The following is a 4,643-nucleotide window of genomic DNA, read 5'->3' on the forward strand; positions in this document are numbered from 1 at the left end:
CCCCCACCCCCACCAATGCCCCGCTCACTGTGGGGACGAGTTCCGCACCGTCGGGCGTCCCCTCCTCTCGCTCCGTCAGCGCCGCGCCACCCAGCGCTCCGCACTGAAGCGAGTTCTCGCTCACGCGGGCCGCGGGCTAGGGTGTGCCAGGGGGAGGCTCGGCCGTATATCGGCGTACAGAAATTCCCCATGACGGCGTCGACAGGGGGAGACGGCTGATGCAAGCCAACATCAAGGGCACCACGATGCCGGTGCTCGAGTTCCTGCTCAGCCCCGGCGAGTCGATCATCTCCCCGCACGGCGAGCTGTCCTGGATGTCGCCGAACGTGCAGATGTCGCAGACCACGAACTCCGGCGGCGCGCGCGGCCTCATGGCCGGCCTGAAGCGCGTGGCGGGCGGCGGCGGCCTGTTCATGACCCGCTACGACGCCACCGGCGGCGGCACCGCGCTGCTGTGCTTCGCCTCGAAGATGCCGGGCCACATCGTGCCGGTGGACGTCCAGCCGCAGCTGCCGATGATCGTGCACCGCCACGGCTGGCTCGCCTCGACCCCGGGCATCACCACGAACGTCGCCTTCCAGAAGACCTTCTCCCGCTCGCTGTTCGGCGGTGAGGGCTTCGTCCTCCAGCGCCTGGACGGCCAGGGCCGGGCCTGGATCGAGCTGTCCGGCGAAGTGTCCCCCTACACCCTGGGCCCGGGCCAGCAGATGCTGGTGCACCCGGGCCACATCGGTATGTTCGAGGCCAGCGTGCAGTTCACGATGACGACGGTCCCCGGCATCCGGAACAAGGTGTTCGGCGGCGACGGGCTGTTCCTGGTGGCGCTGACCGGCCCGGGTCAGATCTGGCTACAGTCGATGCCGCTGCCGAACTTGGCGCATTCGTTGGAGCCGTACCTGCCGGAGCGTAGCGGCAACAGCTAGTGCCGCCGGCTTGGCGGGCGTGGTCTGGTTCTGTAGCGCGGTTCTGTGGTGCGGTTCGCTAACTGACACCGGAGTTTTCGGCCAATGACTCGGTCGGCCGTGGAGTGGCTCGTAACGTCTCACCTAGGCGCTTCCCGCGCTTCTGGGGCGTATTCAGCCGCTTCCTTCCGAGGTGATGACCGTGACCGACGTTGATCAGACGACTTCCGGCCTGGGGGTTCCCGGGTTCCCGGTGTTCGACCCCGACAGCCTGCTCAGGAACGTGCTGGGTATCGAGCCCGAGCCGTTGCCGGACTTCGATCCTCCCGCGTTGACGCCGATGAGGGTGCCGTTGCGCGAGGCCACGGTCGGGTTGCTGGTGTCCTGTGGCGCCTACTTTCCGGACCAGCCGCGGCTCGGGCAGCACAGCGACCTGTCCTACCGGCTGCTGCCCAGGGAGCGTGGCCTGGATGAGGTGCTGTTCGGGCACATGACGCCGATCCGGGCCTTCGCGCTCGCCGATCCCAATGTGGCCTATCCCAGGGACACCATGCTCGATCTGGAGCGGGACGGCGTCATCGGCCGGTACGCGGCTAACGCGGTGTCGATGGTCGGCTCGATCAGCCAGTTCGACGAGCTGGCGACCGGGGTGGCTCCCCGGATCGTTGAGGAGTTCCAGGCCATGGGGGTCGATCTGGTGCTGGTGGTGCCGTTCTGCCCGCAGTGCCATGTGGCCTTCGGGGTTCTGGCCCGGGCGATCGAGAAGCGGGGGATCCCGACCACCAGCATCACCACGTTGTACAAGCAGGCCACGTACCTGAAGCCGCCGCGTGCCTCGTTCCTGGACTTCCCGCTGGGCTGTCCGGCGGGTCGGCCGCGGAAGCAGGCGCAGCAACGGGAGATCGTCAAGGCGGCACTGGAGCATGCCGAGCAGGCCGGGCCGGACTGGGAGCTGGAGCGTCTGCCGTTCCAGTGGGACGCGGACGGCAACCGGGACTGGGAGGCGCTCGTCGCGGACGTCTACCGCCTCGACAACGCGATCCGCGGCTCGGTGCTGGCGAATGCGGCGGCCCACACGCAGGTTCTGGGCGGCGGGAACGAGCGGGAGTTCGCCGTCAGGTGCGCCTGCTGAACGCCGCCTTGACTGCCACGCGCCACCGGACTTGGAGAGGGATATGAACAAAACGATAGACGGCGATGCCACTGTCAATGCCGATATCAATGTCGATATCAATGCCGATATCAATGCCACTGCCAATGCCGACATCAATGTCGATGTCGCCGTGATCGGTTGCGGGACCACAGGTCTGGCGCTCACCCGCCTGCTGGAGCTGGAGGGTCTGCGGGTCGCCGTCATCGACCGCGGCCGGATGCCGATGGCCCGTCCGCGCGCGACCCACGTCGACGACGAGACGATGCGAGCATTCCAGACCCTCGGTCTGGAGCACCTCGAGAAGGATTTCTCCTCGATCGGCACCTACCGCCACTACGACTCCGAGTGGCGCGTCGTGATGCGGATGGACATGAACCGGGGCCGCACCGAGCAGGGGTGGCAGTCGGACTACATGTTCCACCAGCCCGACTTCGAGGCCGTGTTGCGCGGCCACGCCCACAACTACGCCAAGGCCGACACGTACTTCGGCTGGGAGGCCACGACGCTGGAGGACGCGGGCGACAGCGTGCTGCTGACCCTCCGCGAGATCGCCACCGCCCAGCACCGCCGGATCAGCGCGTCGTTCGTGGTGGGCTGCGACGGCGCCAACTCGAACGTGCGCGAGTCCATGGGCTGCACACAGACCGATCACCAGGCGACGCACCGCTCGCTGATCATCGACATCACCCCCTTCGTGGTCAAGGACGAACTCACCGCCCGCGACGCCTTCATCCAGGGCGGGATCCGCAACCCACTGACATTCACCCCGATCGCCGCCCCACGCCTGCGACTGGAGGTGATGCTCCGCCCGGACGACGACTCCGCCGCCTTCGAACGAACCGAGAAGGCCTACGAACTGCTGTCGCCATGGTTCAGCCCGCACGAGTACCGACTACTCCGCTGCGACGTCTACGAGTGGCGCTCCCTCACCGCCAACCCCTGGCGCACCGGCCGACTCCTGCTCGCCGGCGACGCCGCCCACACCATGCCGCCCCACCTGGGCCAGGGCATGTGCTCCGGCATCCGCGACGCCACGAACCTGGCATGGAAGCTCGGCCGGGTACTCCGCGGCGACTCGCCCACCGATCTCCTGGACACCTACGAGACTGAGCGCCACCCACACGTGGACGCGTACACGACACTGTCCGCACACCTGGCGAACAAGATCGAGGCCATGGTGACCTCGCAGGACGACCCGCCGGTCTCCCACACCGAGACACTGCGCCCGCGACTGGGCCCAGGCATCCGCGACGACGCGACCGAACTCGCAGGCACGCTGAGCGCCCAGCCGCGGACCACGAGCGGCCAGCTCCTCGACGACGTCGTCGGCTACCGCTTCGCCGTGGTGGGGGATCCCGCAGTCCTGTCCGGCATCACGGCCCGGACGACAGCGCTGCTGAGGTCGCTCGGCGTCCATGTCCTCGACGAGTTCTCGGGCGAAGTCCGGGACTGGGTGACGGGACTGGGAGCAGCTGCGGTGATCATCAGGCCCGATCGGTACCTCTTCGGGGTTGCAGGCGACTCGGCCGAGTTGGACGCCCTGGCCGCCAAGCTACAGGCCATGTTGTTGCCATCCGCAGTGCCCGTTTCGTGAACATGGGAACCGGCAGGCGGCAGCTGGCGGGTGTCAGTGGCGGGTACGAGTGGCAAGGTTCTAGCTTGTGGCCTGCGGTTCGTGCTTTGGTAAAGGCATTTTTACGGAACTACCTGGTATTGACTAATCACGGATCGAGACGCAGTTCGTTGTGCCGCTCGGTTTGCGTTGGCGGCTGCCGGTTGTGCGGGTGGTGCGCGCGGGTCCGAGTCACTGCGCACACGTTGCGTTGGCGGGCGGCGGTCGTGCGTGGTGGGTGCCTGAAGTCAACGGCAGGCGCCTCCGGCGGGGGCTCTTGGCTCCCTCGGGGAACTGGCGCGGTTCCATAGGGGGGTCACCTCAGGGCCCTGCGGCGGCGGTTTGTGAGGTGGTTGCGGTTCGTTCCCCACGGTCGCGTCGTCAGCCCCAAGGGGTACAGCGCCGAACCCCGGGAGTAAAGTCCGCGCCCTTACTGTAAGCGGGCAGGTGGCGGCTGCGTACAGCGCGAACTTGACTCCCGAGAACCGGCACTGTAGGCAAAGCCCTGCCGACGCGACCGAGGGGAACGAACCGAAAACCGCCCGGAGAAGTACAAAACGGGGGTGCGGGTACCGGCAGCTTGGCGAGTTCGGGCGCCGGTCCCGGTGTTGGCAGCGCGGCAGTCCCGAGGCTGCGCACTCTGAGCTGGCGGGTGCGGCCCGGCCCGGCCCGGCCGCCAAGGCTGATGCTGGCGGATAAGCAAGGTCTGCCAGAGGAAGTCGGTAGTCGGCGGGCTGGCTGCTGCGAGCGCAGCCGGTCCGTTGCCGCATACCGCACCCGGGCACGCTGTCGACCAACTGGCCACCGGCCCGCCGCCACGCTCTTACCGGCAGCGGCATCGCCCAGCCTGCGTCTACGGGCCCTGCGGTTGCTTTTCTTCCGGTCGGTTTTCGGTTCGTTCCCCTCGGTCGCGTCGGCAGGGCTTTGCCTACAGTGCCGGTTCTCGGGAGTCAAGTTCGCGCTGTACGCGGCCGCC

3 protein-coding genes are annotated in these 4,643 nt (G+C 67.8%); all 3 read left to right on the forward strand.

Annotated elements, in window-relative coordinates:
• Positions 1-218 precede the first annotated feature (218 nt).
• Entirely contained in the window at positions 219-923 is a 705-nt protein-coding gene (locus tag IZR01_RS48225; RefSeq protein ID WP_194899682.1) for an AIM24 family protein, read from the forward strand.
• Positions 924-1,104: 181 nt separating this feature from the next.
• On the forward strand, positions 1,105-2,034 hold the full coding sequence (locus IZR01_RS48230) for a glycine/sarcosine/betaine reductase selenoprotein B family protein (RefSeq protein WP_194927787.1): 930 nt from the start codon (positions 1,105-1,107) through the stop codon (positions 2,032-2,034).
• Between the two features lie 43 nt (positions 2,035-2,077).
• Positions 2,078-3,649: a bifunctional 3-(3-hydroxy-phenyl)propionate/3-hydroxycinnamic acid hydroxylase gene (locus tag IZR01_RS48235; protein WP_194899686.1), complete on the forward strand. Its 1,572-nt coding sequence runs from the start codon at positions 2,078-2,080 to the stop codon at positions 3,647-3,649.
• Positions 3,650-4,643 lie beyond the last annotated feature (994 nt).

The organism is Catenulispora pinisilvae (assembly GCF_015356865.1).
GTDB lineage: Bacteria > Actinomycetota > Actinomycetes > Streptomycetales > Catenulisporaceae > Catenulispora > Catenulispora pinisilvae.